This is a genomic window from uncultured Nisaea sp., assembly GCF_963974195.1.
Classification (GTDB): Bacteria; Pseudomonadota; Alphaproteobacteria; order Thalassobaculales; family Thalassobaculaceae; genus Nisaea.
On sequence record NZ_CAXBDC010000165.1, the window covers coordinates 1 to 6,328 of the forward strand.

Here is a 6,328-nt window from a genome sequence, read left to right on the forward strand (position 1 = left end):
TGCCGAGAATACCGGACTGCGGAGGATTCAGGATCGGGGTCGACATCAGCGAGCCATAGACACCGCCATTGGTGATGGTGAAGGTGCCGCCTGTCATGTCCTTCATGGTGAGCTTGCCATCCCGTGCCTTGCGGCCGAGATCGCCGATACCCTTTTCCACGCCGGCGAAGCTGAGATCGTCCGCGTCGCGCAGAACCGGTACGACCAGGCCCTGCGGCGTGCCGACCGCAACACCGATATCGTAGTAGTTCTTGTAGATCAGCTCATCGCCATAGATCTCGGCATTGACTGCCGGGAGTTCCTTGAGAGCGGCGATGCAGGCCTTCACGAAGAAGGACATGAAGCCGAGCTTCACGCCGTGCTTCTTCTCGAAAGCGTCCTTGTATTCGGAGCGCAGACCCATGACCGCGCCCATATCCACCTCGTTGAAGGTGGTCAGCATGGCGGCGGTGTTCTGGGCCTCTTTCAGGCGCCGGGCGATAGACTGACGCAGGCGCGTCATCTTCACCCGCTCTTCGCGCGGATCGTCCGCACGCGGCGGCAGCGGTCCGGCAGCAGCAGGAGCCGCACCGGCCGGAGCGGACGCGGAAGCCTTGGCGGTGCCAGCTTCGATCGCGGCCAGCACGTCGCCCTTCACCAGACGGCCGTCCTTGCCGGTCGGCTTGATCTTGGCGGGATCGAGATTGTTGTCCTCGACCAGCTTGCGCACGGCGGGCGACAGGGTCTTCACCTCGTGGGTGCCGGCAGCGGCGGGTGCGGCGGCAGGCGCCGGAGCAGCCTTCGGCGCTTCTTCCTTCGCGGCGGGTGCCGGAGCGGCTTCGGCCTTGGCTTCCGCCGGCTTTTCGGCGGGCTCCGCCTTTTTCGCGGGCGCAGCGCCTTCAGCAATCACACCGAGCAGCGCATCGACCCCGACGGTCGCGTCCACGTCGGCAACGATTTCCTGCAGGGTTCCCGCAGCCGGGGAATTGACCTCGAGGGTCACCTTGTCCGTTTCCAGTTCAACCAGGGGCTCGTCAAGACCGACGGCATCCCCGACGGCTTTCATCCAGCGCGCCACAGTTGCCTCGGACACCGATTCCCCAAGAACCGGGACCTTGATTTCCGTCGCCATTTTTCCGTCCATTCTCTCTTTATTGCGCCCGGGTCAATTCCCTATGGCCGACGCGTCATGTGAGGTGCCGCCGGGGATGGGCCGGCGGCTGGTATTGGTTTGGATTATTCAGCCGCGTACCGGCTGCCCTTGCTCATTTCCTCGCCAACGGCGAGTGCTTCCTGAACCAGCGCTTCCTGCTCCCGGACATGCCGGCCATGGTTGCCTGTTGCCGGCGAAGCCGCTTCGGCCCGGCCCGCATAAAGCGGACGCTTGCAGGCTCCGTCGAGTTCAACCAGCACGCTCTCGATCCGTCGGTCGACGAAGGACCAGGCACCCATGTTCCAGGGCTCTTCCTGGCACCAGACCACCTCGGCCTGCGGGAAACGCGCCAACTCTTCCATCAGCGCCTTGCGCGGGAACGGATAGAGCTGTTCCAGACGCAGGAAGAAGACATCGGTCTGACCGCGGCGGGCCCGCTCCTCATAGAGGTCGTAATAGACCTTGCCGGAGCAGATCACGACCCGCTTCACGTCCTTGTCCTTGCACAGCACCTCGTTGTCATACATGACCCGGTGGAAGCTGGTGCCCTCCGCCATGTCGTCCAGCGTGGAGACACAGAGCTTGTGGCGCAGCAGGGATTTCGGTGACATCACGACCAGCGGCTTGCGGAAATCGCGGCGCTGCTGACGGCGCAGGACATGGAAGTAGTTCGCCGGCGTGGTGCAGTACACGACCTGCATATTGTCCTCGCCGCAGAGCTGCAGATACCGCTCGAGGCGGGCCGAGGAATGCTCCGGGCCCTGACCTTCATAGCCATGCGGCAGCAGCATCACGAGACCGGACATGCGCAGCCACTTGTGCTCGCCGGAACTGATGAACTGGTCAACCACGACCTGGGCGCCATTGGCGAAATCGCCGAACTGGGCTTCCCAGAGCGTGAGAATGTTCGGCTCCGCCTGACTGAAGCCATATTCGAAGCCAAGCACCGAAGCCTCGGACAGCGGGCTGTCGATCACTTCGTAATGCAGCGGCTCCGTGCCCAGACTGTTGAGCGGAATGTGCCGCTCTTCGGTTTTCTGGTCGATCCAGACCGAATGCCGCTGGGAGAACGTGCCGCGACCGGAATCCTGGCCGCTGAGCCGGACCCCGTCGCCCTGTACCAGCAGGGTTCCGAAAGCGAGGCTCTCGGCGTTCGCCCAATCGATGCCCTCGCCGCTCTCGATCGCCTTGCGGCGCTGCTCGACAACGCGCTTCAGCTTGCGGTTCATGGTGAAACCGTCCGGCGCTTCGGTCAGCTTCATGCCGACCTCGCGCAGGGTTTCCTTGTCGACCGAGGTCTCGCCCCGGCGGGCATCGCCATGCGCCTTTGTGAAGCCGGACCACTTGCCTTCAAGCCAGTCGGCCTTGTTGGGCTTGTAGTTCAGCCCGGCCTCGAACTCGCTGTTCAGATTGTCGTCGTGCTCCTTGACCATGCTGTCGGCTTCGCCGGCCTTGATCACGCCTTCGCGCTCAAGCTGCTCGGCATAGAGCTGACGGGTGGTCTTCTGGTTCGCGATCTTCGAATACATGAGGGGCTGGGTGAACATCGGCTCATCCCCCTCGTTGTGGCCGAAGCGGCGATAGCAGAACATGTCGATGACCACGTCGACGCCGAATTCCTGACGGAACTCAATGGCGATACGGGCGACGTGCACGACGGCTTCCGGATCGTCCCCGTTCACATGGAAGATCGGAGCGTCGACCATTTTCGCCACATCCGTCGGATAGGGCGAGGAGCGCGAGAAAGCCGGTGCCGTGGTGAAGCCGATCTGGTTGTTCACGATGACATGAATGGTGCCGCCGGTGCGGTAGCCGCGCAGGTCGGAGAAGGCGAAGGTTTCCGCCACCACGCCCTGGCCGGCAAAGGCCGCATCGCCATGCATCAGGATACCGAGCACTTTCCGGCGGTCGGATGCATCGTCGCGCTGGGTCTGTTTCGCGCGAACACGGCCGATCACCACCGGATTGACGATTTCCAGATGGGACGGGTTGGCATTCAGCGTCAGATGGACATTGGCCCCGTCGAACTCGCGGTCCGCGGAAACGCCCATATGATATTTCACGTCGCCGGAGCCGCCGACATCTTCCGGGTTTGCCGGATTGCCGAGGAATTCGGAGATGATGGCGCGGAACGGCTTGCTCAGGAAATTGTTCAGCACGTTCAGGCGGCCGCGGTGCGACATCCCGATCACGACCTCTTCCAGGCCGATCTGGCTGCCCCGCTTCAGGATCTGTTCCAGCGCCGGGATCAGGCTTTCGCCGCCATCCAGGCCAAAACGCTTGGTGCCTACATATTTCCGGCCGAGAAACTGCTCGAAGGTCTCCGCCGCCGTCAGCCGCTCAAGAATGGTGTGCTTGCCGCGCTCGGTGAATTCGGTGCGGTTGTGGATCTGTTCGATCCGCTCCTGGATCCAGGCCTTCTGCTCCGGGTCCTGCATATGCATGAACTCGACACCGATGCTGCCGCAATAGGTGCGGTCCAGCAGCTCGATGATCTGCCGCAGGGTAGCTGTTTCCAGTCCGAGGACATTGTTGATGAAGATCGGGCGGTCCCAATCCTCTTCGGTGAAACCGTAATGGGCGGGATCAAGCTCGGGGTGCGGGGTCGGCGGCTCAAGCCCGAGCGGGTCGAGCTTCGCTTTAAGGTGTCCCCGGATCCGGTAGGCCCGGATCAGCATGATCGCCCGGAGCGAGTCCAGACTGGCCTGCCGGATATCGCTGCCCAGAAGCGGGTCTGCCGCTGCGGCGGGCTTGACCTCGTCCGAGACCGGCCCTGAACCGTCCGCCGCCTCGCCCGTGCCGCCAATGACACGGTTGCCGCGGTCTGCCCAGCTTGGCCCGTGGACATCTCCCTGAACCAGACCGACATCGTCATGCAGGTCCGCGAAATAATCGCGCCAGCTTTCGTCTACCTGGGCTGGATCCTGGAGAAATCGTTCGTAGAGTTCACCGATGAAAGGTGCGTTAGCACCTGAAAGAAAGGATTGGTCGCTCACTGCCGTCGCCATATTGGAACCTGCCCCTTTGCGAAGTGGCTGTTCGGTCCTGTCTGTGTCGGCTCCGCGCGCCCCTCGCGCAGGGCCTAGGTAACCCTTGCGGCAAAGCGCCGCAAGGGCAAGCATCTTCTTATACTAGCTAAGAATTTACTAACTTGAAGTCGTTCTGCATGGCAGAAGGCAAAAAATCGCAAGGGTGTGTCCGGACGGCAGCGGTTTGATGCCGTCCGGAACACATCCTTAACCCTTGATCGCCTTGACCATGGTGGTGCCGAGCGAAGCCGGGCTGTCGGCAACGAGAATGCCGGCAGACTTCATGGCGTCCATCTTGGAATTGGCGTCGCCCTTGCCGCCCGAGATGATCGCACCGGCATGGCCCATGCGACGGCCCGGAGGCGCGGTGACACCGGCGATGAAGCCGCACATCGGCTTCTTCACCTTGTTTTGCTTGAGGAATTCGGCCGCATCTTCTTCCGCCGAGCCGCCGATTTCACCGATCATGATGATCGCTTCGGTCTCCGGATCGCCGAGGAACAGGTCCAGTGCGTCGATGAAGTTGGTGCCGTTCACCGGGTCGCCACCGATACCGATGCAGGTCGACTGGCCGAGGCCGGCCGCCGTGGTCTGGGCCACCGCTTCATAGGTCAGCGTGCCCGAGCGGGAGACGATCCCGACCTTGCCGCGGCGATGGATGTGACCCGGCATAATGCCGATCTTGCAGGCGTCCGGCGTGATCACACCGGGGCAGTTCGGGCCGATCAGGCGGGTCTTGGAGCCGGAAAGGGCCCGCTTGACCTTGACCATGTCGAGCACCGGGATGCCTTCGGTGATGCAAATCACCAGCGGAATTTCCGCATCGATGGCTTCCAGGATCGAATCGGCGGCGAACGGCGGCGGAACATAAATCACCGAGGCGTTGCAACCGGTCCGGTCCTTCGCTTCCGCGACCGTATCGAACACCGGCAGGTTAAGGTGGGTCTGACCGCCCTTACCCGGGGTGACGCCACCGACCATCTTGGTGCCGTACGCGATCGCCTGTTCGGAGTGGAACGTACCCTGACTTCCGGTGAAGCCCTGGCAGATGACTTTCGTATTTTCGTCGACCAGAACGGCCATCAGGCTGCCTCCTTCACCGCAGTGACAATTTTATCCGCCGCGTCCGCGAGATTGTCCGCGGACGTGATCGGCAGGCCCGAATCGGCAAGAATCTGTTTGCCGAGATCGACGTTCGTGCCTTCCAGCCGCACGACCAGAGGCACATGCAGGCTGACTTCCTTGGCCGCCGCGACGACGCCTTCGGCGATCACGTCACAGCGCATGATGCCGCCGAAGATGTTGACCAGGATGCCTTCGACGTTTGGATCGGACAGGATGATCTTGAAGGCGGCGGTGACCCGCTCCTTCGTTGCCGATCCGCCGACATCGAGGAAGTTCGCCGGCTCGGAGCCGTACAGCTTGATGATGTCCATGGTGGCCATCGCGAGACCCGCGCCGTTCACCATGCATCCGATGACGCCGTCGAGCTTCACATAGTTCAGCTCGTACTTGGCGGCTTCGAGTTCGGAAGCATCTTCCTCGCTCTCGTCCCGCAGCTCGGCCACGTCCTTGTGCCGGAACAGCGCGTTGTCGTCGAAGCCCATCTTGGCGTCGAGCGCGATCACGTCACCGGAACCGGTAATGACAAGCGGGTTGATTTCGACCATCGAGGCATCGAGATCGGTGAAGGCCTTGTACATGGCCGACAGGAACTTGACCGCCGATTTCACCTGGTCGCCCTCAAGGCCCAGCGCGAAGGCAATGCGGCGGGCATGGAAGCCCTGCAGGCCGGTCACCGGGTCGATGGCGATTGTGATAATCTTTTCCGGGGTCGCCTCAGCGACTTCCTCGATCTCCATGCCGCCCTCGGTCGAGGCCATCACGGTGACGCGGCTGCTGTCGCGGTCAACCAGCAGGCTGAGGTAAAGCTCGCGTTTGATGTCGCACCCTTCCTCGACATAGACGCGGCTGACTTCCTTGCCTTCCGGACCGGTCTGCTTGGTGACCAGCGTGGCGCCGATCATCTCGCCGGCGTTCGACTTGACGTCCGCGACCGACTTGACGACGCGGACACCGCCGGCGCCGTTTTCATTGCCCTTGAAGCGTCCTGCGCCTCGGCCACCGGCATGAATCTGAGACTTCACGACCCAGACCGGACCGCCAA

The 6,328-nt window shown here is 62.5% G+C and carries 4 protein-coding genes; all 4 read right to left on the reverse strand.

Annotated features, from left to right (window positions below; genetic code table 11):
* The coding region (gene odhB, locus AAC126_RS21360; RefSeq protein ID WP_339857335.1) for a 2-oxoglutarate dehydrogenase complex dihydrolipoyllysine-residue succinyltransferase at nucleotides 1-1,111 on the reverse strand (1,111 nt) is incomplete at its 3' end.
* Between the two features lie 104 nt (nucleotides 1,112-1,215).
* Nucleotides 1,216-4,140 (reverse strand): 2-oxoglutarate dehydrogenase E1 component, encoded by a 2,925-nt coding sequence (locus tag AAC126_RS21365; RefSeq protein WP_339857337.1) that lies wholly within the window; start codon nucleotides 4,138-4,140, stop codon nucleotides 1,216-1,218.
* A 228-nt stretch (nucleotides 4,141-4,368) separates the two neighbouring features.
* Nucleotides 4,369-5,244 carry a succinate--CoA ligase subunit alpha gene (gene sucD, locus AAC126_RS21370; protein WP_339857339.1) on the reverse strand — a complete coding sequence of 292 codons (876 nt, stop codon included), beginning with the start codon at nucleotides 5,242-5,244 and terminating at the stop codon, nucleotides 4,369-4,371.
* Nucleotides 5,244-6,328, reverse strand: a 1,085-nt coding sequence (gene sucC, locus AAC126_RS21375; protein WP_339857341.1) for an ADP-forming succinate--CoA ligase subunit beta, incomplete at its 5' end; no start/stop codon positions are given. The genes sucC and sucD, both read right to left, overlap by 1 nt.

What these genes read in the sequence shown, in the direction of transcription:
- AAC126_RS21365 (WP_339857337.1), bottom strand. Translation starts at nt 4,140, where the DNA reads ATGGCGACGGCAGTGAGCGACCAATCCTTTCTTTCAGGTGCTAACGCA.
- sucD (WP_339857339.1), bottom strand. Translation starts at nt 5,244, where the DNA reads ATGGCCGTTCTGGTCGACGAAAATACGAAAGTCATCTGCCAGGGCTTC.